This is a genomic window from Vogesella aquatica (genome assembly GCF_028548455.1).
GTDB classification, from domain to species: domain Bacteria; phylum Pseudomonadota; class Gammaproteobacteria; order Burkholderiales; family Chromobacteriaceae; genus Vogesella; species Vogesella aquatica.
Genome location: NZ_JAQQLF010000002.1, coordinates 201079 through 224117, shown reverse-complemented (window position 1 = coordinate 224117; position 23039 = coordinate 201079). Strand labels below are relative to the sequence as shown.

The 23039-nt window shown below is 47.2% G+C and carries 23 protein-coding genes; 4 read left to right on the top strand and 19 right to left on the bottom strand.

The window, feature by feature from the left end; all coding sequences use genetic code 11:
- A complete protein-coding gene (locus tag PQU95_RS02605) occupies nucleotides 1–1041 on the top strand; it encodes a site-specific integrase (RefSeq protein ID WP_272750551.1) in 1041 nt (346 codons plus the stop codon).
- Nucleotides 1042–1175: 134 nt separating this feature from the next.
- Here the strand turns inward: PQU95_RS02605 and PQU95_RS02600 are convergent, their stop codons facing one another.
- Both PQU95_RS02600 and PQU95_RS02595 read right to left on the bottom strand, forming a co-directional pair.
- On the bottom strand, nucleotides 1176–1625 hold the full coding sequence (locus PQU95_RS02600; RefSeq protein WP_272750550.1) for a hypothetical protein: 450 nt from the start codon (nucleotides 1623–1625) through the stop codon (nucleotides 1176–1178).
- A 4-nt stretch (nucleotides 1626–1629) separates the two neighbouring features.
- Nucleotides 1630–1941, bottom strand: a complete 312-nt coding sequence (locus PQU95_RS02595; protein WP_272750549.1) for a hypothetical protein — start codon at nucleotides 1939–1941, stop codon at nucleotides 1630–1632.
- 390 nt (nucleotides 1942–2331) lie between these two features.
- On the opposite strand from PQU95_RS02595, the gene mobF reads away from it, so the two are divergent.
- The 3 genes from mobF (at nucleotide 2332) to PQU95_RS02580 (ending at nucleotide 8519) form a co-directional block, all read left to right on the top strand.
- Nucleotides 2332–6162, top strand: coding sequence for a MobF family relaxase (gene mobF / locus PQU95_RS02590; RefSeq protein ID WP_272750548.1), 3831 nt, complete (start codon nucleotides 2332–2334; stop codon nucleotides 6160–6162).
- A gap of 209 nt (nucleotides 6163–6371) precedes the next feature.
- Nucleotides 6372–8000, top strand: coding sequence for a replication endonuclease (locus tag PQU95_RS02585; protein ID WP_272750547.1), 1629 nt, complete (start codon nucleotides 6372–6374; stop codon nucleotides 7998–8000).
- Nucleotides 8001–8114: 114 nt separating this feature from the next.
- Entirely contained in the window at nucleotides 8115–8519 is a 405-nt protein-coding gene (locus PQU95_RS02580; RefSeq protein WP_272750546.1) for an H-NS family nucleoid-associated regulatory protein, read from the top strand.
- Between the two features lie 45 nt (nucleotides 8520–8564).
- Here PQU95_RS02580 and PQU95_RS02575 read toward each other — a convergent pair whose 3' ends face one another.
- The 17 genes from PQU95_RS02575 to PQU95_RS02495 all read right to left on the bottom strand — a co-directional run bounded on the left by PQU95_RS02575 (nucleotide 8565) and on the right by PQU95_RS02495 (nucleotide 23020).
- Nucleotides 8565–8999 (bottom strand): hypothetical protein, encoded by a 435-nt coding sequence (locus PQU95_RS02575; RefSeq protein WP_272750545.1) that lies wholly within the window; start codon nucleotides 8997–8999, stop codon nucleotides 8565–8567.
- A 341-nt stretch (nucleotides 9000–9340) separates the two neighbouring features.
- On the bottom strand, nucleotides 9341–10117 hold the full coding sequence (fliR, locus tag PQU95_RS02570) for a flagellar biosynthetic protein FliR (RefSeq protein ID WP_272750544.1): 777 nt from the start codon (nucleotides 10115–10117) through the stop codon (nucleotides 9341–9343).
- Between the two features lie 3 nt (nucleotides 10118–10120).
- The gene (fliQ, locus tag PQU95_RS02565; protein ID WP_272750543.1) at nucleotides 10121–10390 is read right to left on the bottom strand and encodes a flagellar biosynthesis protein FliQ; all 270 of its coding nucleotides are present in this window, start codon (nucleotides 10388–10390) and stop codon (nucleotides 10121–10123) included.
- A gap of 8 nt (nucleotides 10391–10398) precedes the next feature.
- Nucleotides 10399–11142 carry a flagellar type III secretion system pore protein FliP gene (gene fliP / locus PQU95_RS02560; RefSeq protein ID WP_227302936.1) on the bottom strand — a complete coding sequence of 248 codons (744 nt, stop codon included), beginning with the start codon at nucleotides 11140–11142 and terminating at the stop codon, nucleotides 10399–10401.
- Nucleotides 11139–11570 carry a flagellar biosynthetic protein FliO gene (gene fliO, locus PQU95_RS02555; protein WP_272750542.1) on the bottom strand — a complete coding sequence of 144 codons (432 nt, stop codon included), beginning with the start codon at nucleotides 11568–11570 and terminating at the stop codon, nucleotides 11139–11141. Before fliO ends, fliP begins: the two co-directional genes overlap by 4 nt.
- Nucleotides 11567–12022, bottom strand: coding sequence for a flagellar motor switch protein FliN (fliN, locus tag PQU95_RS02550; protein ID WP_373321364.1), 456 nt, complete (start codon nucleotides 12020–12022; stop codon nucleotides 11567–11569). The genes fliO and fliN overlap by 4 nt, the downstream gene beginning before the upstream one ends.
- Entirely contained in the window at nucleotides 12015–13025 is a 1011-nt protein-coding gene (gene fliM, locus PQU95_RS02545) for a flagellar motor switch protein FliM (protein ID WP_147685645.1), read from the bottom strand. The genes fliN and fliM overlap by 8 nt, the downstream gene beginning before the upstream one ends.
- Before the next feature lie 6 nt (nucleotides 13026–13031).
- Entirely contained in the window at nucleotides 13032–13604 is a 573-nt protein-coding gene (locus PQU95_RS02540; protein WP_272750541.1) for a flagellar basal body-associated FliL family protein, read from the bottom strand.
- A gap of 87 nt (nucleotides 13605–13691) precedes the next feature.
- Nucleotides 13692–15152, bottom strand: a complete 1461-nt coding sequence (locus tag PQU95_RS02535; protein WP_272750540.1) for a flagellar hook-length control protein FliK — start codon at nucleotides 15150–15152, stop codon at nucleotides 13692–13694.
- A gap of 96 nt (nucleotides 15153–15248) precedes the next feature.
- Nucleotides 15249–15674, bottom strand: coding sequence for a flagellar export protein FliJ (gene fliJ, locus PQU95_RS02530; protein ID WP_272750539.1), 426 nt, complete (start codon nucleotides 15672–15674; stop codon nucleotides 15249–15251).
- A 10-nt stretch (nucleotides 15675–15684) separates the two neighbouring features.
- A complete protein-coding gene (gene fliI, locus PQU95_RS02525; RefSeq protein ID WP_272750538.1) occupies nucleotides 15685–17079 on the bottom strand; it encodes a flagellar protein export ATPase FliI in 1395 nt (464 codons plus the stop codon).
- Entirely contained in the window at nucleotides 17072–17839 is a 768-nt protein-coding gene (locus PQU95_RS02520) for a FliH/SctL family protein (protein WP_272750537.1), read from the bottom strand. The genes fliI and PQU95_RS02520 overlap by 8 nt, the downstream gene beginning before the upstream one ends.
- Nucleotides 17829–18827, bottom strand: a complete 999-nt coding sequence (gene fliG / locus PQU95_RS02515) for a flagellar motor switch protein FliG (RefSeq protein WP_147685632.1) — start codon at nucleotides 18825–18827, stop codon at nucleotides 17829–17831. Before fliG ends, PQU95_RS02520 begins: the two co-directional genes overlap by 11 nt.
- Complete coding sequence (gene fliF, locus PQU95_RS02510; RefSeq protein ID WP_272750536.1) at nucleotides 18820–20562, bottom strand: flagellar basal-body MS-ring/collar protein FliF; 1743 nt, start codon at nucleotides 20560–20562, stop codon at nucleotides 18820–18822. Before fliF ends, fliG begins: the two co-directional genes overlap by 8 nt.
- A gap of 57 nt (nucleotides 20563–20619) precedes the next feature.
- A complete protein-coding gene (fliE, locus tag PQU95_RS02505) occupies nucleotides 20620–20940 on the bottom strand; it encodes a flagellar hook-basal body complex protein FliE (RefSeq protein ID WP_147685628.1) in 321 nt (106 codons plus the stop codon).
- 28 nt (nucleotides 20941–20968) lie between these two features.
- Nucleotides 20969–22306: a sigma-54-dependent transcriptional regulator gene (locus PQU95_RS02500; protein ID WP_272750535.1), complete on the bottom strand. Its 1338-nt coding sequence runs from the start codon at nucleotides 22304–22306 to the stop codon at nucleotides 20969–20971.
- 21 nt (nucleotides 22307–22327) lie between these two features.
- The gene (locus PQU95_RS02495) at nucleotides 22328–23020 is read right to left on the bottom strand and encodes a chemotaxis protein CheB (protein ID WP_272750534.1); all 693 of its coding nucleotides are present in this window, start codon (nucleotides 23018–23020) and stop codon (nucleotides 22328–22330) included.
- Nucleotides 23021–23039: the final 19 nt, after the last annotated feature.

Genomic DNA, 23039 nt, shown 5'->3' with positions numbered 1-23039 from the left:
ATGGCAAGCATTAAAGAGAGAGTCAGCACTTCTGGAAAAGGCTTTTATCAAGTTCAAATTAGAAAATCAGGCCATCCCACAATTTCAAAATCTTTCTCATTTGAAAGTGAAAAAGATAAAGAAAAAGCATATAAAGAAGCACAAAAATATGCTTTCATCACTGAAAATGAAATATCAAACAACAACAAAAAAGTATTCAAGAACAAAAGAAAAGACAAACTCATTGAAGTTCTAGAAAGTTACAAAAAAGTAGAAAAAAGAGAGAAACACATTAGAAGATTAAATCAGTTAATTGATGATTTTAGCAATACAAATTACACAATTGAAACCTTTACTGCTGATAGATTAAGACACTATCTAGAAAAAAGAGAAGAAATAAACAAGCCAGCGACAATTTATTGGCTCTACATAACACTTAAAAATGCCCTAACTTATCACTCAAAAGAGTATGAATATAAACAAGATATTTTTGAACTTGTGAAATATTCAGGTAAAAGTGATGAAAGAACAAGAATTTTAACAGAAGAAGAAAAACAAACTCTATTTAATACTATTGATGAAAGATTGAGAGTAAAAAAAGAAGAGTTGAAACTTGTCATTGACTTTGCCATTGAAACTGCTTTAAGACTAAATGAGATAATCACATTAGAGTGGAAGAATGTAAATTTTGAAGATAAAGTAATTTTGATTGAAAAAGACAAAACAAAAACAAAAAGAGAAAGACAAGTACCATTAAGTAAAAATGCTTTTGAAGTTTTAGAAGAAATAAAAAAGTTTAAGACAAGTGAAAGCAACTATGTTTTTCATATGTGGCAAACTAAAAATCTTCTTTCTCATAGATTTAAGCTTATTTGTGATATGTCTAACATTCAAGACATTAGATTTCATGACTTAAGACACACTGCTATCACAAATCTATATCTTAAAACTGATTTAAGAGATAGAGAAATACAAGAAATATCTGGACATGCTACTATGTCTATGCTTCAAAGATATTCAAACTTAAGAGCAACAGACATTGTAAAAAAATTATGGAAGTAACCAATAAACTAAACCCCCAATGCTGGGGGTTTTTTCTTTTTGAAAATTCTCACTCTTTTGCTTATCAGCCAAATTTTATCAATAAAAGTTTATATTGATTGCTTTTTGATAATGAAATAAACAACATTTCAATATCAAAAATCAACCTCATATTTTTTAATCCTTCTCAATTCTAAAAGTTCATTCTTCATTTGATTTTTTATTATTTCCTCAATGCATTTTGCATTATAAAATGCCAAATTAAATTCTCTATAAAAATCTGAAAATTCAAAACTTCTCTCTATTATGTAATCACTATTTTCAACAATTACTATTGCTGCTTTGTCAGCTTTAAGATGATTGCTATATTTACTATTTTGAAAAAAGTCATCATAAGAACTAAAATACTCAATCAATCCATTTTCTTCTAATAATTTTGCAAACTCAGCACAATCATAAAAAAACTCTTCATCAAAGAAAAAACTATTTGTCATCACAACGCCATATTTTTTCTCTCTATTTTCATCTAAAAGCAAGTAAGTATTCATTGAATACAATTCCATTATTGTTAGTGTGTTTTTAATCTTTATATAATCCATATCCATTTTCTTACTCCTCATTATTAATTTTATTTGTTTTTTCTTTTGCTGCATCTACTTTATTAGCAAGATACTTAATCATTTTGCTTACATAATCATGAAAATCAACATCTAATATTTTGCAATACTCATTCATTTTATTGTTAATGCTTTTTATTTCATTTCTATTAAGTTCATTCTTTTTTGAGTTATAAAAGTAATTTTTCAACATTGTTTGTTTCCATCTAAATTGACAATCTGCTGACAATATTTCTTGTATTTCTCTAAAAGTCTTCCCCTCTTCTTTAAGTCTAAAAAACTTTTTCCTTTGTTTTTTATTCATTAAAAAATAGTCCTCCATTGTTTTGTATTTCATTTTTCTACTCTTCCCCCCTGTATTATTATTTGTGACATTTAAACTGTAACTTATTTATTTTATTTGTCAATAGTTTGTCAGTAATTTATTTTTTCTTTACTTAATTTCAAAACATTAGATTGAATAAGCCAAGAAAAATAAAAACAAAAAAGTTTTTTATTTTTGGCTTATTTGCAGTCAATAAATTGTCAGTTAATTTTTTTCAAGCAGTTGACTTTTGTTTTTTATTTGTTATCTTTTTAAAAGATGGTTTTTAATACACCATTACACCTGAAGGTGTTTAGATTTTCAAAGTTCTTCAAACTTTAAAAATAAAGAAAGGTTCCACAACAAAATAACAAAACAGGAGAATAAAATATGTTAAGTCACACAATTATAGAAGTAAAAAAAGATGGTTCAAAAAGTTTCAGCTATGATAAATATTTAAGCAATGAAGAATTCAAAGAAAGCTTGTCTTACTACTCAAATAAAGACAAAGTTAATGAAAGTGAATTATTGACAAAAATATATGCTTCAAATGAATACAAAGAACAATACAATCTATCAAATACTTTTGATGAAAATGCTAAAAAAGCATTTGAAGCAAGCATAAAAAACAAAAATACAAACACTGAAATCTTGGGGCATGATTTTACTTTTTCAGCACCAAAATCAGTTTCAGTTGCATTTGCTCTTGCCAATGAAAATGAAAAAATTGAAATCACAAAAGCTCAAAATATAGCAGTAGAGAAAGCTCTTGAAGAACTTAAAAAACATTTCAAATCAAGAGAAATAAGAAGAAATTACACTGAAAAAGAATGGAAAAAATTGTCAGCAGAAGAGAGAAAAGACAAGAAACAAAGAGAAGAAATTTACATAAAAGCAGAAGCAAACATCATTGCTTCATTTCTTCACATAGACAGTCGCGAGGGCGACCCACAACTTCATAACCATGTCTATGTTTCAAATTCAATGAAATGTGAAGATGGCAAAGTTAGAAGTCTTAACACTATTGACTTTTACACTGACAGAGACTTAATGAAAAGAATAGGTGACATTTACAAAAAAGAACTTTCAATTCAAATGTCAAAACTAAATTACAACACAACTCTAACATACAATGTTGGGAAAGATTTATTTGATATTGAAATAAAAGGAATTGGTGAAGATATAAAAAATCATTTTTCAAAAAGAAGTAATGCAACTAAAGGAAAAGCCCAAAGCTGGGATGATAAAACTGACACTCTTAAAATTACAAGAAAAAGTAAAAAGAGTGTAGATTTTCATCAAGACTGGAAAGAGCAAATAAAAACTAATTTTTCAAATTATGAAAACAAGAACATAAAAACAAATGAAGTAACATACACAAACAAAGTAAAAGAAATGAGTGAGCTTGATTTGATTGATTGTATTTGTAAAAATCAAATTAAGTTAGATATTTCAAAATACAAAACATTACTTACTATCTATCATGACAACAAGACAAGTGAAGAAATAGAGAAGTTACTTGAAGAAAAATTGAACAATCCAGAATTATTTGTCAAACATATAGATAAGAATGAAGAAAATAAGATTGATTACATACCAGCTCATTTGCATGACATGCACATTGATATAGTAAGCAATGTCAATGCTATGAACCTTGCCAGTTCTTTACCAGCCAGTTCTTTACCAGCACCAAAGCCTCTACCCCTTCCTAAAGCCACAGCAGAGCTTTTCAAAGACAACAGAGCACAGCTAGAGCTAGTCACTAACCTGCACAACAGTAATGAGCGTGTGCAGCTTGTAGTAGGGCTTCCAGGCACTGGCAAGAGCTTCTCTCTTGCTCAGTATGCAGCACTACAAAAAAACAAAAACATTTTTGTCTCTACTACAAGTCAAGAACTTCAAAGCAATCTAGAAAAAGACTTTTCTAATGTACTAAATAAAGTTAATAAAGAAGTTAATGGCTCAAACATTGCCATGCTTTTATCAAGCAAAGCAGAACAAAACAAACTAAACAAAGATAGCATCTTAATCATTGATGAAGCTGGAATGATTGGTGTTAGAGAAATGAAAAAAATAATTGATTTAGTAAATGAAAAGAAATGCAAATTGATTTTGCTTGGCGACCCGCAACAATTAACACCAGTGAGTGCTGGCAATCCATTTCAAACTTTAATAGAAGAAAAAGCAGCAAAAACTTTTTATCTTGACATGATAATGAGACAGAAAACAAAAGAAGGACTTGAGTTAGCAAATGCAGTTTCAAGTTTAGATATTGAAAAAACTTTTGAATTGATTAACAAGCAAGACATTTTCAAAGTAAGTGAAAAACTTGAAGACAACATAAAAGAAGCAGTAAAAGACTATATGAAAACTAGTGGAACAAAACTTATATTGTGTTCTACTAATGAAGAATTGAAAATGATAAACAATGAAGTACAGCAAGCAAAGATAAAGAATGGAGAACTTTTTGGAACTTCTTTTGATTTGAAAAATACAAAATCAACAACTGAAACAGAATATAAGTTAATGATAAATGATACAATACAATTTACTGAAAATGCAAAAAAAGATAGAAAAACAAACTCAAGACTTTACAACAATAATATGAAAGCAAAAGTTTTGAACATTGAAGAAGTGAATGGAAAATTGAGAATTGAACTTGAAAAAGAAGACAAAACTAAATTTTCTCTTGATGTTGAAAAAAATAATGTTCCTTTTAGATTGGGTTATGGCTGCACTATACATGCAAGCCAAGGCTTGACAGTTGATAATACTTTTTATATTGCAAGAAAAACACCTTTATCTAATGCTAACAATCTTAATGTTGCTTTAACTAGACATAGAAATGAAGTAAAAATATATGGAACACAAGAGACAAAAGATAATTTCAAGCAAATTTATGGCTCAAAAGCAGACACTTACAATATTAGAGACATAGTAAGAGAAATTGATATTGAGAAAAAAGAAATAACAAAAGAAAACATTGAAAATGGAATAAAGCCAGTTTCAATAGAAAAATACTACTCAAAGAAAATTATTGAAAAATTTAGAGAAGACAACAATATATCAATGTTAGAAACTGGAAGATTAGAAAGTCTTAACAATGAAGCAAGAGAGAAAGCAAAAGAATTAAATGCTGACAATGTAAATGCTTACAATAAATTGCAAAAAATGATTGAAACAAAAAATCTAGTTGAAGAAACTTTCACATCAGCCATTACAACAAGCAAGTCAATCATTAGCAAAACATTCAACTTTTTCAAAGATATAGCAGCAGAAGAAATAGCAAAAGCAAAAGAAGGCTTTGAAGAGGCAAGAAGAGATGCAGAACTTAATAAAATATTAAGTAATGAGCATTTTTTAAGCAAATTCAGTCTTGACATTTCAAGAAATTCTCAACTAGATATTGAAAAAATCAAAATTGAAGAAGATAGAGAATACATAAGAATTGATGATAAAGTTTTTGATGTTAAGATTTTTCATGATAAAGCAATAGCAAAAGAGTATGATTTTTCAACTTTTAGCAATTTGATTGATGAGAAAATAAAAAACTCAACAATGAAAGATTTAGAAAGTGTGAAAGAATTATTCAATATAAAAAACATACTTGATGGTAAAGATGTTATTCAGTACAAAAACAGAGAAAATCTAAATTTAAAAATTGGAGAAATAATAGAAACAAAAAATAATTTTGGTTTTCTTTTTTACAACAACACAATAGTTGGAAAATCAAAAAGCAATGAAAATCAAAAAATTACAAGATTGTTAAACAACTCATATTCAACAACAGAAAGCATAAATGACACAAAAAATAAAAATAATCAAATACTGGAAGATTATGTGGAAGAAATGAAAAACAAAATAAAGTATTTCATAAACAATAATAAAGAACCATACACAATGGCAAATTATTTATCAAATGACAAACTATTTGACTACTTAAGTTTAAATAAAATTATAGATACATCTGATGCAACTCACAAAAATATTACTGATGATAGAAACTTATCAAAGGATTTTAAAAAATTATCAATTGATGCAAAAGAACATCTAACTAATTATGCTAAACTTGAACTGGAAAAAAATACAAATATGAAAGTTAGTGAATTGGTTGCAATTGAAAAAGCTAGAGAGGAGAAAATAGGATTGGCTGATATAATCAAAAATTTTGAGAAAACTAAAATTGATGAAAAGAAAATAAAAAGAGGTTTATCAATGTAATAAAAAAGGGCATAAAGCCCTTTTTATATTGACAAATAAATTAAATATGGTAAATTATCCAAATACAAATAAAAAAAGCAGAGTTAGTAGCTCCACTTTTTTCTAACAACGACTTTGAATAGGTTCCAATTATTCAAATAACCTCGACAGTTATAAATATATAGTAATGTGGAACCTTTTAAAAGTCAATACTTTTAAAGGGTTTTTTTATGAATAATTTTAATTTTTTAGAAACAACAAAGATAATTGAAGAAAAATACACTCAAATAGAGTTTTTCAAAGACAAAAATAACTTTAGAGAATTTGGAGATTATTGGTTTGTTGAGTTCTTAAGCACATATACAAGCAACAATGTAGTAAGACAAATAATTGATAAGCATTTGCTTGAGAAAACAAATATTGATTTTTTCTCTTTAGCATCAAAATCATTCTTTCAATCTCTTGATAAAGATTTAATTGATAGACTTTACACTATATTTGTGACTAATTATCAATTCCTTACAAACATAACTGAAGAAGAGTTCAACATTGCCAATCTTGATGATGATGAAATTGTAAAAAAAGCAAATGCTATGCATAGAATATTTTTTGAAGCACACTACTCAAAAGACATGACAAAAAAAGATGAAGAGAATTTCAACAAAAAATATAGCAGCAAGTCATTAAGAAGAAAATATAGAAAACTTCAAAGAAGATTAGTAGTGCAACTTAGCTCAATTTTTGGACTTGTTAATAAGCAAGTAAAATACTGTTCTAATAAAACACTTGAACTTTTCAATCAACAAAGATTAAGAAATAAAAACTATATTGAAAATACAATATTAAGTTCAAGAGAAAGTGATAAAGTTTTGAACTTGAAAGATATTGTTAGAACACCAGAACAAGAGTTTGCTGAAAAATTGGCAATCATGAATTGCTATGAAAAAATGGCAGAAGAAGATAATTACACTTGGTCTTTCATCACCATGACATTAGATGGTGAATACCATCCAAACCCAACAAAAGGTTCAAATCACTGGAATGGTGTTCCAGTTTATGAAAGTGTAGAAATTTTACAAAAGAAATGGGCAAGAATTAGAACTAACTTGCATGATAATCAAATTAGAGTTTATGGAGTGAAAGTTGCAGAAGTTCATCAAGATGGATGCTTTCATCTTCATGCTTTAGTCTTTCATGATGCTGAAAATTTTAATAAAATTACAAAGATAGTAAAAAATCACTTTAACTCAAATGAAAATCAAGCAAAGATTGAACTAAATAATGGCAATGCGTCAGCAAGTTCATATTGCTTTAAGTATATTCAAAAGACTTTATCTAGTGATGTAGCTGAAAAATCAACAATTGACAAAGATTACTATACAACTATGAAAAATCAAGCAATGCGTCAAGCTTGTTCAGTAAGAGCATTAAGCTTTTTTGGATTGAAAAAAGGTTTGATAACAAAATGGAGAACTTTTGCTAGAAATTATAAAAGAGAAAAATCATTGAGTGACAATGTTATTTTAAGCAACATCATTACTACTAATGATTTATATAGTTTTCAAAAATTAGCAGATAGTATTTCACTAGAAACTGAAATTGTGAAAACTTCTACTGGCACAATCTACAAAAAAATATTAGGCTTTACTTTTGATGGAATAAAAGTTCTTAAAGAGTTATTTACTTTAAAGAAAAAACCAGAAAAAGATGATTTTCATGTTGATTTTTCTAGTCACAACTCTACAATTAAAAAGAATTATCCAAGAAAACCTTTTGGGCCTTCTCAATACCTTAAATATTTCAAAAGAAAGGCTACTGAAAAGTTAAAATTCATGGGTTTTATTGAAATACTTACTTAAAATCAAAAAAACAACATAAAAAACTGAAAAAATCTAGAAAAGAAAAAATACTTTTCTTGCTTTGCTATTGTTGCTATAATGACTTTACTTACTCAACAACCTTGAAAGCAGAAAATGACTGATTTCAGCAACATGTCTCTTGAAGAAATTCAAAAGCAAATTGAAGAATTGAGCAAACTTGCTACTCAAAGGAAACAAGCAAGTTTTGATGAAGGCATTGCAGCAGTTAAAGAAGTGATGCAGAAATTTAGCTTGACTGCTGATGATTTGATTAAAGCAGGAATTGTAGTTGTCAAGACTGAAACTGCTGAAAAATCACACTTCTTTGAACACAATGGCAAAAAGTATGGAAATCTGGAAAGAGGCAAAAGGCCAGAAATATTGCTTAAAGCAATGAAGTTTCAAGGTGTAAAACTGGCAGATATTTTGATTAATAAGACTGATGAAAATATTGCTTATGCTAATAGAAAAGAAGAAGAAATCAAGAAAACAGAAAAATACAAAACACTAGCAGCATAATGAAATACCAAAAAAAGAAAAGGGGCAATCAGCCCCTTTTTTTATTTATAACTTAATAAAATTTTTCCCAATTCTTGATTTTGAAATGTTGTTTAGTTCCATTTTTTCAAAATGAGAGCAAAACATAGCAAGAAATTCTCTAAACCAATTATCTTTCAATCTTCCTTTTTCATTCTTTTTCTTGTTATCTTTTCTTGCTACAAGTCTATTATTTACAAGATTTCCACTTTCTTTCTTATCTTCTTTCATTTTACTTTTAGCATAATTATTAGCTTTACTTGCTAAATATTCAGCTAAATGAAAAATATTTATCTTTATTCTTCCTCCAAGCTTTTCAAAAGGTATTGGAAACCTTCCTTCACTTCTCAACTTGGCTTGTTGTCCCACACTGATACCAGTAATCAATACTAAATCTTCAGGAGTGAGCAAAATTTTATCACCAAATTTTTTTTGTAGTTCTCTCAAAATCACTTCAAACATAGCTTGCTCACTCTCAAGATTTACACAGTTCCAGCTCTTTACACACTTTACTTTTTCTTAAAGTATTGTTGTAGAGCACTACACACTACACAGTTTTTACACAGTTACACAGTCATTAGCAGTAATTTCTGGCCATTTCTAGTCATTATACAACCAAGTAAATAGTCACAATAACCTAGAAAAATCAACAACTTACACCACCAAAAGGCCAAAAAAAACATAGCCAGAAAAATAGCTATGGACATTTACTGTGGCCAGCCATAAAAGCCTCGGTTTCAGTGTGTTGGCAGCCTGCCACCGGCAAGCCGCAAAAATTTTCAGTGCGGGATTCTAGCAAAAAGCTAGCGCGCCTTCAGCAACGCTGCAATAAAGTCGAACGACTCGCGGTACAGCTGTGACAAGGCAGGCTCCATCAGTGGCAGCGACAGGTACAGCGCTACAAAGCCGATAAACAGCGTCACGGGAAAGCCAAAGGAAAACACGTTGAACTGCGGCGCCGCGCGCGTCATCACCCCGATGGCCAGGTTCACCACCAAGAGCGTGCCGACCACAGGCAATGACAGCCACAGCCCCCACTCGAACAGCTTGCCCCCCCATACCGCCAGGCTATACAGCGATGCCGCCGGAAATGGCGCCCCCACCGGCATCAGGCGGAAGCTTTCCGCCAGGGTGGCAATCAAGACCTGGTGGCCGTCAAAGGTCAGAAATATCAGGGTGGCAAACACGCTTAGCACACGGGATACCGCCGGCACCTGGGCGGAATGCTGTGGGTCGAAAAACATGGCAAAGCCCAAGCCCATCTGGCTACCCATCAGGAAACCGGCCATTTCCACCCCGGTGAGCACAATGCGCATCACCGTGCCGATAATGATGCCGATCAGCAGTTGCTGGATCACGATCAGCGTCCCCTGTGCTGATACCACCGACACCTCGGGCATGGGCGGCAATACCGGCGCCAGCAGGATGGTAAGAAACATGCCAAAACCCGCCTTGTAGCGGCGCGGTATGCTTTTGGACGACAGCAGCGGGTCGGCCAGCATCAGGCCCACAATACGGGCAAACGGCCACAGAAAATACGCCAGCAGCGCATTGATCTGGGCATCGTTGAAACTGATCATGCCTTAGCCGATAACACTGGGGATGCTCTGGAACAGGCGCGTCATGTAGTCCAGCAGGGTGGTCATCATCCACGGCCCGGCCAGCACCAGCACCAGAAACATGGCCAGCAGCTTGGGGATGAAAGTCAGCGTCATTTCGTTGATCTGGGTCGCCGCCTGCAAGATGCTGACCAGCAAACCCACCAGCAGCGACACGGCCAGCGGCGGTGCCGATACCTGAATCAGCACAAACAGCGCGTTCTGTACCAGGTTAATGACGGTTTCAGGGGTCATGTCAGCTCCTACTTGGCGGCAAAGCTCTGTACCAGCGAGCCCATTACCAACGCCCAGCCATCCACCAGCACGAACAGCATCATCTTGAACGGCAAGGAAATGATGACCGGCGATACCATCATCATGCCCATGGCCATCAGGATACTGGCTACCACCAGGTCGATGATCAGGAATGGAATAAAGACCATGAAACCGATCTGGAAGGCCGTTTTCAGCTCACTCACCACAAAAGCTGGTACCAGCGTTTTCAGTGACACGTCGGCCTTGCTGGCCGGGGCGGGTGACTGCGATATCTCGATAAAGAACTGCAAGTCTTTCTCGCGCGTCTGCGACAGCATGAACGCCTTCATCGGGGTGGCGGCCTCTTCGGCAGCCTGCTGGAAGCTGATACGGTCTTCCGACAGCGGCACCCAGGCTTTGTTGTAGACCTGGTCGAGCGTCGGTGTCATCACGAAGATGGTCAGAAACAGCGCCAGGCCGATCAGTACCTGGTTGGGCGGCGACTGCATGGTACCCAGCGCCTGGCGCAGCAGCGACAACACAATCACAATGCGCGTAAACGCCGTCATCATCAGCGTCATGGCGGGGATAAAGCCCAGGCCCGTCATGAACAACAGCATCTGCAGGCTAAGCGAATAGTTTTGCCCACCCCCCGGTGCCGGGGTGCTGTTCATCATGGGCAGGCCTGCCGCCCACGCGCTTACCGGCAATACCAGCGACAGCAGCATCGCCAGCCAGAACTTTCTTTTCATTCGCCCTCGCCCCCTTGGCGCTTACGGCTTTTTTCTATGGCTGCGGCCAACCATTGTGCAAATGGCGGCGTGGCCGCCGCCACGTTGGCCGCATCGGCCTGCGGCGGTTTATCCATGGTTTTCAGCAGATTGACGCTGCGGGATGTTACGCCCAATACCAGCCACTCGCCCCCCAGCTCGACAATCACCACGCGCTCGTGCGGGCCCACCATGACCCCGCTCACAACGCGAGCAGGCTGAAAGCGCCCCAACATGCTGCCCATGGTAAAACGGCGGAACAGCCAGGCGGCAGCAAAAATCAGCCCCAACACCAGTAGCAGGCCAAACACCATCTGTACCATGCTCCAGAAAGGCGAAGGCCCCTCTACCGGAGGGGCCGCCCAGGCCGGGCTGGCTAGCAAAACACACAGCGTAGGTTTCAGTTTCATTTTTGCAGGCGGCGAATACGCTCGGCAGGTGTAATGATATCGGTGAGGCGGATACCGAAACGGTCATTTACCACCACCACCTCGCCCTGGGCAATCAGGCAGCCGTTTACCAGCACGTCCATCGGCTCGCCGGCCAGACCGTCCAGCTCCACCACCGAGCCCTGCGCCAGTTGCAGCAGGTTACGGATGGCGATCTTGGTACGCCCCAGCTCCACCGTGAGCTGTACCGGTATATCCAGAATCATGTCCAGATTCTGTGGTACCGACTGTGCACCAGCTGCGCCGGAGAAGTCCTGGAACAGCGAGCTGGCTGTCTTCACCTCAGCAGCCGCACTTTCCGCGACTTCCTGTTCGGCCATGGCCGCTGCCCAGTCGTCCATCACGCCCGCGTCGCCACTGTCGTCAACAGCACCCGCAACAGAATCCGGGTCAAAGGCTTGTTCTTCAGCCATCTTCGTTCTCTCCATTGGGCAGGTCGGCCAGATCGTGCGCGCCAGCCAGGATTGCGTCTACTTTCAGTGCGTAGTTACCGGTAACCGTGCCATAACTGCACTCCAGCACGGGGATGCCCGATACGTCTGCGACAATTTTTTCCGGTATATCCACCATGACCACATCCCCTTCTTTCAGGTTCAGGATCTGGCCCAGGCTGATTTTGGCCGTTGCCAGCGTGGCCACCAGCTCTACCTCTGCAGCCTGCACCTGCCGCTGCATCAGGTTGACCCAGCGGTTATCCACCTCGGTACGGTCAGCCTGCATGGTACTGGCCAGGATGTCGCGCAGCGGCTCTACCATCGAGTATGGCAGGCAAACGTGAAAATCGCCGCCACCGGCACCCAGCTCGATATGGAAAGTGACCGCCACCACCACCTCGGTAGGGGTGGCAATGTTGGCGAACTGGGTATTCATCTCGGAACGCAGGTAGGAAAACTCGATCGGATATACCGGCTCCCAGGCTTTCTGGTACTCGGTAAACACCACTTCCAGCATTTTCTGGATGATGCGTTGCTCGGTAGGCGTAAAGTCGCGCCCCTCTACCCGCACGTGGAAGCGTCCGTCGCTACCAAACAGGTTATCCACCACCAGAAACACCAGATCCGGGTCGAAAATCAGCAAGCCGGTACCGCGTAGCGGCTTGATGTGAACCAGGTTCAGGTTGGTGGGCACCACCAGGTTACGTATGAATTCGCTGTACTTCTGTACCCGTACCGGGCCGACCGAAATCTCGGCATTACGGCGGATAAAGTTGAAGAAACCGATGCGCAGGTTACGCGCAAAACGCTCGTTGATGATCTCGAGCGTTGGCATGCGGCCACGGACAATGCGCTCTTGCCGGCCGATATCATACGACCGGACCGCGCCACTGTCCGCACCACCACTTTCGTCGTCCTCTTCCCCGGTGACGCCTCGTAATAGCGCGTCGACCTCTTCCTGGGACAGGATTTCATCAGCCATACGGTATTACTGCTGCTGGATAATGAAAGAAGTAAACAGAACGCTGTCCACCGGCTCCTCTTCGGCGGCATCCATGGACTCGTTCATGATGCGTTTGATCTGCGCGCGCAGCTTCACCTTGCCCTCGGCGGAGGCGACGTCTTCTTCGGTTTTGGAAGACAGCAGCAGAATCACGGCGCTACGAATCTTGGGCATGTAAGCCTTGAAGTTTGTCTTGGCGTGCTCGTCCAGCAGTTCGGCCTGCATTTCCAGCTGCAGCATGGGCGCGGTAGGGCCGCCAGACAGGTTTACGACGAATGGCTCTACTTTTTCGAAAATCGGCGGGCCTTCTTTTTTCTCTTTTTTCTTCGGGGCGGCTTCGTGGTCAGTCGCTGCAGCACCATGCGCACCGCCAGCTGCGGCCGCTTCGGCTGCGTGCTTCTGACCCAGGAACAAATAGGCACCCAAACCGCCAACGGCAGCCAACACCAGAACCAAAAGAACAATCACGATAATCATCAGCTTTTTATTGCCGCCGGCCGGCGCCGGTGCCCCTGCAGCTGCTGCTTTCGGGTCTTCTTTTTTCTCTTTTTCAGCCATTTGGGTTTAACTCGTCATGAGGAAATTGTTAAAGCGTATTTTCCCCATTTCCGAGCCAGTTGAACAGCGTTTCCACAGATTAAAGCATCAAGCGTGAATACTCAGGCCGTTTTGGCGTGAAGCAACGCCAGCGCGTGCCAGCTCGGTCTCGGGCAATACCGCTTCCCCGGCCGTTTCGTGGTTGCGCCCCCCTCCCGGCCTGCCGGCCTGCTGGCGGGCGTGCTCTTGCGCCTGCTGCTGGGCTTGCTGATGAGCTTGCTGCTGGGTCGATACCTGGGTATTACCCAGCTGGATGCCACTTTGCTCCAGCATGCGCGACAGCTGCGGCAGGCTGCTCTCTACAATGGACTTGGCCTCGGGGGTGGCCGCCACCACTGAAATCGTCGCCTGCTCCTGGCTATCGAAACGAATCGAAATATCCAGCGGGCCCAGATTCTCTGGCGAAACCTGGATTGTGGCGCTATCCAGTTTCATGGACACCATGCTGCCCACTTTCTCGCCAAATGCCGCTTGCCACTCGGCAGTACGCGCCATGGGCGGGTCAATACGCCACGCTGGCGCTGCCACGGCCGGCGTGGCAGCGGTCAAGGCTGGCGGCAAGATTTGCCGCTGGCCGGCCACTACATCTGCCGCCTCGAGTGCCACCGTGCTGCCAGCCTGCTGCATTTCCTTGCGGAACATCAGGCGCACATCCGCAGGAAGAATGTCGGCCTTGCCACGTGCCGATGCCGCAACAGCCGGCATTGGCGTGTCATCACGGGCAGTAAAGCTGTTTTGCTGAGCCGTTTGCTGGGCCAGCACTGGGACGGTTTGTGCCGGCGGCAACACGGTCGTCTGGCCAGCCTTGTCTGCCTGCAGCTTGCCCACCTCCGGCGCAGCTGCAGGCGGCAAGACTCCGGCATCGCGCTTGGGTACGATCGCATCAATACGCAGCTGCGCTTGTGTTGCCGGCGGCAAGGCGGGCTGCGTGGCTTCCTGCGCTACCACACTGGCAGCCTGAGCAACGTCCTTCGCCGTCACAATGGCGGCCTGCGCGGGCTGGCTAGCGGGTGCCGCAGCTTGCTGCGCGGCAAGCGGCAAAGCAGCCATGCCAGCCTGTGCGGCGAGCAATGCCTGGTCTGGCTGCCCGGACTGATCTTGCTGTTGCTGCTGTGCGCTGTCACCCAGGGCTGGCAAAGCCTGCTTTTCTTGTACGGGCGGGGGCAGCGATGCCGGAGGCTGCAGCAAGCCGGACATCTGCATCATCATGGCCGCATCGGCACCGGCAGGCTGTGCGGCCAACGGTGCTTCAGCCTGCGTGACCGGTGTGTCATGCACCCCCGGCGTAGCGGGCAATAGCGTAGCCGGGGTCGCCACCGGCAACCCCAGCAGGCTGGTCAGGTCAGCCTGCTGGCCTTGCCCCCCTTCGCCAAGCTGGCCGGCAAACAGGCTGGCAAACAAACCATCCCCTGCAGTAGCCGCAGGTGCTCCCGCCGCGGGCGCAGCTGCGCTCTGGCTGGCAATGGCCGCAGTGGCACTGTGTGATACGGGTTTCAAGGAGAAGCTCATGGCCGGCACCCCATGTACGGAATGAGGTGGTTAAAGCATGAAGCATGCCAATAGATATGCAGTCAGTACAACACCTTGCAAGCCTGGCGCGCACCGCTATTCGGGCTTGGGTCTCGCTGCAAATTCGTCCAGCGCCTTTTGTTCTTGTCGCCGCTGGCGCAGTGCCAAGCGGGCTTTTTCCCGCTCTTGCAGCACCTCGTAGGATTTCAGCTGCTTGCGCTGCTGCAGCCAAGCCTGCTTTTCCATCAGAAAGCGCTGCAAGCTGCGGTCCACCTCGCGACTTTGCTGCTCACGCGCATCGTCCAGCTTTTGCAAAAACAGCCGATAGTCGGCCCATTGCGCCACGCTGGTACCGGTCTGCCCCAGCGCCAGCATGCGTTGCTGGTAATCACCGATATAGCCCTTGATCTGTTCCAGCGTGCCCTCAGCCTGAGCATGCGCCTGCTGCGCCTTGCGCATACGCTCGGCTGCCGCATCCATGCGGTCGGTTGCCAGGCGTACCAACAGGGCAAATTTGCTCATGACTTAGCCCTTAGCTAGCCAACACATCGTTCAGCAACAGCGTGGTCATGCCGGCATCCACGTTTTCATGCTGCGCCTGGGTCAGAAAGCCGGTGAGCCGGGTATGCAAGCGGATGGCTTCATCCAGCATCGGGTCCGAGCCGGGCACATAGGCACCCACGCTGATCAGGTCACGGCTGCGCTGGTAGCGGGAGAACAGCTGCTTGAAACGGCGGGCGCTATCCATATGCTCGCGCGGCACCACGTCCACCATCACGCGCGAGATCGACTGCTCGATATCGATAGCCGGGTAATGGCCGGATTCGGCCAACTCGCGCGATAGCACAAAGTGGCCATCCAGAATAGCGCGTGCCGAGTCGGCAATCGGGTCTTGCTGGTCGTCCCCCTCGGACAGCACGGTATAGAAAGCCGTAATGGAGCCGCCGCCGGCCTCACCATTACCGGCGCGCTCGATCAGCTGCGGCAGCTTGGCAAATACCGACGGCGGGTAGCCTTTGCTGACCGGCGGCTCGCCGATGGCCAGGGCAATTTCACGCTGCGCCATGGCGTAGCGGGTAACGGAATCCATCAACAGCAGCACATCCAGCCCCTGCGCACGGTAGTACTCGGCCAGCGCCGTAGCGTAGGCGGCACCGTGCAAGCGCATCAGCGGTGGCATGTCGGCCGGCGCCGCCACCACTACCGAGCGCGCCAGGCCCTCTTCACCCAGGATGTGCTCGATGAAGTCCTTCACCTCGCGCCCCCGCTCGCCAATCAGCCCCACCACCACGACATCGGCGCGGGTATAGCGCGCCATCATGCCCAGCAATACCGACTTGCCCACACCCGAGCCGGCAAACAAGCCCAGACGTTGGCCGCGGCCAACCGTCAGCAAGCCGTTGATGGCCTTCACGCCAACATCCAGCACGTGGCGCACCGGGGTACGTTGCAAGGGGTTCAAGGGCTGGCTGTACAGGGGGAAATAAGCCTCGGGAAAAATCTGCCCCTTGCCATCCAGCGGGCGGCCCAGCGAGTCCAGCACACGGCCCAGCAGACTCAAGCCCACCGGCACCTGGCGGCCCAGCGGCCCATTCACCTCGGCAGTAATCTGCTGCTGCCCGTAGGCGGGCGGCTGAATGCTGCGCGATGGCCGCACCGGCGTGCCTGGCAACAAACCCTGAATATTGGCCACCGGCATCAGGAACAGCTTGTCGCCAGCAAAACCGACCACTTCGGCCTCAACTTTGTGGCCTTGGGCAATTTGCACCTCGCAAGCACTCCCCACCGGCAAACGCAGGCCAACCGCCTCCATCACCAGGCCGGTAACACGCGTCAGCTGGCCTTCCGGCAGCCAGGCCGGCGTGTTGGCGATGGTTTGCTGGCACGCCGCCAGGTAGCTACGCTGGCTTTGCAGCAAGTCAATCATGCACGGGCAACCCCAGCGCCTGACGCAATGCGGCCAACCTTGGTGGCAGCGTCAGGTCTAGCTTGACGCTGCCGGTATCCACCACGCAGCCACCACGCGCTACCGCCTCATCCGCCACCCATTGCCAGCTCACCGCCGCAAAACGCTCCTGCGCAAAAGCCTGTATCACGGCCATGTCCTCCGGATGCGCGCGCACGCGAGCCTGCAGCAAGCTATGACCCAGCTCATCCAGCGCTGCTTGCAGCACGGGCAGCACGGCATTGCGGTCCAGTACAATCTTGCTGGAGACGATCTGCTCGGCAAAGCCGACGGCCAGCTGCAGCACTTCGGCAGACAAGGCCGCCCCCAGCTGCTGCAGCTGGGTTTCCATGGCCTGCTGCAGCTCGGCCAACGGCGCCCAGTAGCTCTCGAACTGCTGGGCGGCATCGGCCAATGCCTGCTGCGCCCCCTCGGCCTGGCCCTGCTGCAGGCCTTCTTCTTTGCCTGCTTCAAACCCGGCCTGCCAGGCTTCCTGATGAATGGCCTCCAGCTCGGCCGCCGTCGGGTAGGCCGGTGGCGGCAAAACCTCTTCTTGCACCGCCTCTGCGGCCTGCACCACTTCCTCTTCCACCATGTCCAAAGCAGAAACCCCCTCTGCGGGGGCTTCTGTCGCGGCAATGCTGGCTTCGGGCTGCGGGACGGGCTGCGCCCCGATCTCGCCGAAGCGCCAGGACTGCCACTGACCCAGCGACTCCGCCGGGATGATGTTGTTACTCGACAAGGCCTTCGTCTCCACCTTTGCTTGCGATCACGATCTGGCCTTCGTCTGCCAGCTTGCGCACAATTTTGAGAATCTCTTTCTGCTCGGCTTCCACCTCGGAGAGTTTGACCGGGCCTTTGGACTCCAGATCGTCGCGCAGCATCTCGGCCGCACGCGACGACATATTGCGGAAGATCTTGTCCTTGAGCTCCTGGCTGGTACCTTTCAGCGCCACCACCAGAGAGTCAGACTGCACTTCGCGCAGGATAGTCTGGATAGAGCGGTCGTCGATTTCCAGGATGTTGTCGAATACGAACATCTTGTCCTGGATACGCTGCGCCAGTTCGGGGTCGTACTCGCGGATATACGACAGCGCCGACGCCTCCACGTTGGAGCCCAGGAAGTTCAGGATCTCGGCCGTCATGCCCACACCGCCGGCCGCGCTCTTCTTCACGCGGTCGGAGCCGGACAGCAGCTGGGTCAGCACGTCGTTCAGTTCGCGCAGCGCCTGTGGCTGTACGCCTTCCAGCGTGGCAGTACGAATCAGCACCTCGTTACGCATGCGCTCCGGGAAGTAGGCCAGGATGGCACTGGACAGGTCGGGGTCCAGATGTACCATGATGGTGGCAATAATCTGTGGGTGCTCGTTGCGAATCAGGTCCGCCGCGGATGAGGGGTCCATCCACTTCAGGCTTTCGATACCGCTGTGATCGTTGCCCTGCAAAATCTTGTCCAGCAGGTTGGCCGCTTTATCCGGCCCCAGCGCCTCTACCAGCACATTGCGCAGGTACTCGTCAGTAGCACCGAAGTTGGCCCTGGCCGCGCACTCTTCGCGGAACTGGCCAACCACCTTTTCCACTTCCTCGTGGCTCAGGTTGCTCAAGCCCGCCATAGCCAGGCTGAGCTTCTGTACTTCCTTGGGCCCCAGGTACTTGAATACCTCAATGGCCTCGGCCTGGCCCAGACTAAACAGCAGCACCGAGCTGCGACGAATACCGGCATCACTCATCTGACGTTATCCATTCTTTAATGATCTGCGCTGCCATGCGCGGGTCAGCTTTCACCAGATCACGCGCAGCCTGCAGATGGGCCTCGTACTGGCGACGGGCTTGCTCTTTCGGATCGCCACTATCGCCGCCACCGGCGCCGCCTTCTGCACCGGCCTGGCCTCCCTCTTCGCCATCCTCGCCGGCCACAGCCAGCAGACGCCCGCCAGCCGCAGCGGCTTCTTCTGCATCCTCTGGCGTGTCTGGCACAGGCGGCTTGGCCACATCCCGCATGATAGGACGCACCACACCAAACAGCAGATACAACACGGCAAGAGCAAACAAACCATACTTGATCAGCTCACCCGCATTGGCACTGATGAAATCCAGTGCACGATCCTTCGCCGTGGTGACCGGTACAGCATCGGCAAAGCTGGCATTTACTACGTTAACCGAATCACCACGCTCTTTATTGTAGCCGATGGCCTCTTGTACCAAGCTCTGGATTTGGGCGGACTCTTTGTCTGTCAGCGGTGTCGGTTTGGCTTCGCCATTGGCATCCGGCACCATTTTGTAGTTCACCACCACGGCAGCCGTCAGACGCTTGATGTTCCCTTTGGGCATCTTGGTGTGCTGGATGGTCTTGTCGACTTCGTAGTTGGTGGTAATTTCCCGGTGTGTGGTGCCCGATGCCGTACCCATGGGCAGGCCGGACAGTGTCGCCGTACCCGGGGCGGCGCCTGGCGGCAAGGTAAGCGGCGCAGAAGCCGCTGACGGCGGCTGGTTAGTCAAGGCACCCGGCACGCCAGAAGGCAGGCTGGCGTCCTTGCCCAGCGATTCGACAATCTGCTGGCTGCGCGTGGCGGATGGGTTGGGCGTGGAATTGGGGCGATAGGTTTCCGAGGTCTGCTCTACCTCGGCAAAGTCCACCGCGGCAGTGACCTGCGCACGGGCATTACCCTTGCCAAAGATGGGCTCCAGAATAACTTCGACGCGCTTGGCGTAGTCGGTTTCGATCTGGCGCACGTAGTCAAGCTGGCGGCGATCAAGGCCAGAGGCATTATTGAGGTCCGGCAGGCTGGACAACAGGTTGCCATCCTGGTCGACAATCGACACATTGCGCACCGGCAGATTGGGCACCGAGCTGGAAACCAGGTGCAAGATACCGGCGATCTGGCCGGCATCCAGAATGCGCCCGCCACGCATGCTCAGCATGACCGAGGCAGTAGGCAACTGCTGCTCACGCACAAACACGCTTTGCTTGGGCATGGCCAGATGCACGCGAGCCGTTTCCACCACGCCGACGGATTCAATGGTACGGGCCAGCTCGCCCTCGATGGAACGCTGGTAGTTCACCTGCTCGGCAAACTGGCTGATGCCGAATTTCTGCTTGTCCATCAGCTCGAAGCCCACCCCGCCGGCCTTGGGCAAGCCCTGGCTTGCCAGCTTGAGCCGTACGTCGTAGACCTTGTCGCTAGGTACCGAAATCACCCCACCGTCGCTGATCTGGTACGGTACATTCATCTGCTGCAGCGATGCAGTGATCTGGCCACCATCCCGGTCGGCCAAGCCGGTAAACAGGACTTTATAAGCAGGTTCGCGATTGAACGCAAAAAGGGCAATAGCAATAGACAACACCGCTGCGACAGCGGTGAAGAAGAGAATTTTTTTATTGTTGGGAAGGGCCTTGAAGCGCTCTAGCACTTCATTCAGGCGCACTTTCCAGGCAGGCGCAGCGTTGTCTACCAGATCAGCCATACAGTGGTTGTTTCGTTATTGATCTTCCGCTGCAAGCCAAACCGGGGCAGCGCAGCGCTACACTTGCGTATTCATGATTTCCTGATAAGCCGAAACCAGCTTGTTCCTGGCCTGCACCATGGTCTGGAAGCTCAGACTGGCTTTCTGCATCGTCACCATCACATCCTGGATGTCGACCCCCTCTTCACCCAGCTCAAAACGCTTTTGCAGCTCTTGTGATGTTTGCTGCACCTGGTTGACTTGCTCCAGCGTGGACTTCAACACATTAGAGAAATCAACTTCCGGAGTCTCTTCGGCCGCAGGTGCCTGCTTGCCAGCGGCAAGCGCGGACATGGCTCGAAGCTCACCCAGCAACTGATTGATGCCTTGCGTAGACATGTTGACCTCTACCCGTTAAAGAATCTGCCTAGACAGACTCTCCATCTTCTTCGCGATAGCGCTGCAGTTTGTACCGCAAGGTGCGCTCACTGATACCCAGCCTTTCGGCCGCGAGCTTTTTTGCACCACCGGTTGCTGCCAGCGCATCCAGAATATGCCGTTTCTCCACCGAACGCATATCGGTTTCTTGCGGCGCCTCTTGTGCTGCTTCTGGTGCGGTAACAGTTTTGGCAAACAGGCCAACGTTCAGCATCAGGTCGGCGGCAGAAACTTCCGCGCCCGCGGCAAGAATTGCCGCTCTTTGCATTACATTGTCCAGCTCGCGGATGTTACCTCCCCAACTATAGGCCGTCAATTCTCGCTCGGCATCACTACCTAGCACCAATCGCGGCTTATCCATCGCATCACCGTGTTTACGCAGCAATTTTCGTGCCAAAGGCAAGATATCCTCCGGGCGGGCAGCCAGGCCGGGTAGATTCAGCGGGAAGACATTCAAGCGGAAATACAGGTCTTCACGAAACCGCCCTGCAGCCACCTCAGCCTGGATATCCCGGTTGCTGGTGGCCAACACACGGATATTCAGCTTGATGGTTTTCAGGCCACCCACACGTTCCACCTCGCGCTCCTGCAGCACGCGCAACAGCTTGGCCTGCAAAGGCAAAGGCATTTCAGTGACCTCATCCAGCAAGATCGTCCCGCCCTGCGCCTGCTCGAACTTGCCAGGCAACGCGGTGGCCGCACCGGTAAACGCGCCTTTTTCATGGCCAAACAGGGTGGATTCCAGCAGGTTGTCCGGGATGGCTGCACAATTTACCGCCACAAACGGGCCGTCCTTGCGTCGCGAATGCTGGTGCATGAAGCGGGCCAGCACCTCTTTGCCCGCCCCGCTAGGGCCGGTAATCAGCACACTGGCGTCGCTGGGTGCCACCCGGCTGGCTACCGATACGATCTGCTTCATGGCTGGCGATTCGGCCACCATGGATTCGGCAGCCACCTCGGGCGCATCCAGCAAGAAACGCTCGACCTCGTCGATCAGGCGCTGCGGCTCGAACGGCTTGAGCAGGTAATGGCTGGCACCAGCACGCAGCAACTCGATAGCCCGCTCGATCACACCATAGGCGGTCATCAGCACGAAGGGCAAGCCGGGGTAGCGGTCTTTCACGTGGGTAAACAGCGTGTAGCCATCCATGGGCTGCATCTGCGCGTCGGACACCACCAAACCCACCGGCTCGCGGCGCAATACATCCAGTGCCGTTTCGCCATCGCTGGCCTCTACCACGCTGAAGCCGGATAGCTCCAGCGTATCTACCAGCGCCTCGCGCAGGTCGGCGTCATCTTCTACTACCAGTACCGGCAATCGTTTCATGTGTTTCTACATCCGTAAAACTTAGTCCGCGTGCGCACGGCCCGCGCACAGCGCTACCAGACGGCCAGCAATCGCCGACAGGGGCAAGATTTCGTGCACACCACCACAGGCAATCGCCTCCTTGGGCATACCGAATACCACACAAGAGGCTTCGTCCTGCGCGATATTGTGCGCACCGGCCTCTTTCAGCTCGGCCATACCTGCCGCGCCATCACGCCCCATACCGGTAAGAATCACCCCGATACAGTTTTTGCCGATCACGTTGGCCGCAGAACGGAACAGCACATCCACCGACGGCTTGTGGCGGTTCACCGGCACGCCGTGGTGCAGGCTGGTGGCGTAGCCTATGGTACTGGCTGGCTTGACCAGCAAATGGGAGTGACCGGGGGCGATATACACATGGCCCGGCTGCAGGCGCTCGCCGTCTTCGGCTTCTTTTACAGTGAGCTTGCACAGGGCATCCAGCCGCACAGCAAACGACTTGGTGAACATTTCCGGCATGTGCTGGGTGATGACAATAGGCGGCATGGTTGCCGGCAAGGCCGTCAGCAATACCCGCAACGCCTCGGTACCACCGGTGGACGAGCCGATCACGATGACGGTTTGCCTACCCAGCGAGAGCTTGCCCGGCTGGCGCGGCAAAATCATGTCGGCACTATGGCTGGGGGCCACCTCTATGGGCTTGGACGCAGCTGTTTTTTTATCGAGGGCCATACTTTCCCTTAGTCATTTT

Coding starts and splice junctions, on each gene's coding strand:
- PQU95_RS02605 (WP_272750551.1), top strand. CDS start 1: ATGGCAAGCATTAAAGAGAGAGTCAGCACTTCTGGAAAAGGCTTTTAT.
- PQU95_RS02600 (WP_272750550.1), bottom strand. CDS start 1,625: ATGGATATGGATTATATAAAGATTAAAAACACACTAACAATAATGGAA.
- PQU95_RS02595 (WP_272750549.1), bottom strand. CDS start 1,941: ATGAATAAAAAACAAAGGAAAAAGTTTTTTAGACTTAAAGAAGAGGGG.
- mobF (WP_272750548.1), top strand. CDS start 2,332: ATGTTAAGTCACACAATTATAGAAGTAAAAAAAGATGGTTCAAAAAGT.
- PQU95_RS02585 (WP_272750547.1), top strand. CDS start 6,372: ATGAATAATTTTAATTTTTTAGAAACAACAAAGATAATTGAAGAAAAA.
- PQU95_RS02580 (WP_272750546.1), top strand. CDS start 8,115: ATGACTGATTTCAGCAACATGTCTCTTGAAGAAATTCAAAAGCAAATT.
- PQU95_RS02575 (WP_272750545.1), bottom strand. CDS start 8,999: ATGTTTGAAGTGATTTTGAGAGAACTACAAAAAAAATTTGGTGATAAA.
- fliR (WP_272750544.1), bottom strand. CDS start 10,117: ATGATCAGTTTCAACGATGCCCAGATCAATGCGCTGCTGGCGTATTTT.
- fliQ (WP_272750543.1), bottom strand. CDS start 10,390: ATGACCCCTGAAACCGTCATTAACCTGGTACAGAACGCGCTGTTTGTG.
- fliP (WP_227302936.1), bottom strand. CDS start 11,142: ATGAAAAGAAAGTTCTGGCTGGCGATGCTGCTGTCGCTGGTATTGCCG.
- fliO (WP_272750542.1), bottom strand. CDS start 11,570: ATGAAACTGAAACCTACGCTGTGTGTTTTGCTAGCCAGCCCGGCCTGG.
- fliN (WP_373321364.1), bottom strand. CDS start 12,022: ATGGCTGAAGAACAAGCCTTTGACCCGGATTCTGTTGCGGGTGCTGTT.
- fliM (WP_147685645.1), bottom strand. CDS start 13,025: ATGGCTGATGAAATCCTGTCCCAGGAAGAGGTCGACGCGCTATTACGA.
- PQU95_RS02540 (WP_272750541.1), bottom strand. CDS start 13,604: ATGGCTGAAAAAGAGAAAAAAGAAGACCCGAAAGCAGCAGCTGCAGGG.
- PQU95_RS02535 (WP_272750540.1), bottom strand. CDS start 15,152: ATGAGCTTCTCCTTGAAACCCGTATCACACAGTGCCACTGCGGCCATT.
- fliJ (WP_272750539.1), bottom strand. CDS start 15,674: ATGAGCAAATTTGCCCTGTTGGTACGCCTGGCAACCGACCGCATGGAT.
- fliI (WP_272750538.1), bottom strand. CDS start 17,079: ATGATTGACTTGCTGCAAAGCCAGCGTAGCTACCTGGCGGCGTGCCAG.
- fliG (WP_147685632.1), bottom strand. CDS start 18,827: ATGAGTGATGCCGGTATTCGTCGCAGCTCGGTGCTGCTGTTTAGTCTG.
- fliF (WP_272750536.1), bottom strand. CDS start 20,562: ATGGCTGATCTGGTAGACAACGCTGCGCCTGCCTGGAAAGTGCGCCTG.
- fliE (WP_147685628.1), bottom strand. CDS start 20,940: ATGTCTACGCAAGGCATCAATCAGTTGCTGGGTGAGCTTCGAGCCATG.
- PQU95_RS02500 (WP_272750535.1), bottom strand. CDS start 22,306: ATGAAACGATTGCCGGTACTGGTAGTAGAAGATGACGCCGACCTGCGC.
- PQU95_RS02495 (WP_272750534.1), bottom strand. CDS start 23,020: ATGGCCCTCGATAAAAAAACAGCTGCGTCCAAGCCCATAGAGGTGGCC.